Annotated in this window: 1 protein-coding gene and 1 pseudogene; one reads left to right on the top strand and one right to left on the bottom strand. The window is 76.5% G+C overall.

Features of this window, described 5'->3' with window-relative positions; all coding sequences use genetic code 11:
* Positions 1–213, top strand: a pseudogene (locus tag VR45_RS33665) (LysR family transcriptional regulator); the annotation flags it as partial.
* Positions 214–229: 16 nt separating this feature from the next.
* Here the strand turns inward: VR45_RS33665 and VR45_RS33660 are convergent.
* The coding region (locus VR45_RS33660; RefSeq protein ID WP_045943702.1) for an AraC family transcriptional regulator at positions 230–605 on the bottom strand (376 nt) is incomplete at its 5' end.

Raw genomic sequence — 605 nt, 5'->3', positions numbered from 1 at the left:
GCCCTCACCTCCCACGCGAGTCCGGTGCTGGCCGCCGACCGGCGTTTCGTCGTCGTACCGCTGGAGCCCGCCGTCCGGTTGCGGAAGGTGTTCGTGTGGCGGTCGGGCACCCGGCCGAGCGCACCCCTGCGCGCCTTCCTCGACCTGTGGACGGAGCTGTCGGACCGTCCGGCGCGCGCCGCCGTCGACCCCGGTGCCGCCGTCGACGGATGACGCCCGGTCGGGCCCGTCACCCCTGGGCGGGGAAGTCCGGCGTGGAACGGGCGGCCTCGCGGTAGTGCCGGGGGGACAGGCCGGTGGCCCGCTTGAAGGCGGTGCTGAAGGCGCTGTCGGAGCCGTAGCCGAGCGAGGCGGCGATGGCGGACAGCGGTGTGTCCGTACGGCGCAGGGTGTGCTGGGCCAGCCGCATCCGCCGGCGCCGCAGGTAGGCGAGCGGCGGGACACCCGCCAGGTCCTTGAACCGCTGGGCGAAGCTGGTGCGCGACATGGCGGCCGCGCGGGCCAGTTCGGCGAGGGTCCAGGGGCGGGCCGGGTCGCCGTGCATCAGGCGCAGGGCGGGGGCGAGGCGCTCGTCGGCCAGTGCGCGCAGCAGACCGGCGGGGTGG

It is taken from the genome of Streptomyces sp. NRRL S-495 (assembly GCF_000966955.1).
GTDB lineage: Bacteria > Actinomycetota > Actinomycetes > Streptomycetales > Streptomycetaceae > Kitasatospora > Kitasatospora purpeofusca.
The sequence above is the reverse complement of the archived record's forward strand: the minus strand, read 5'-3'. Positions and strand labels throughout refer to the sequence as shown.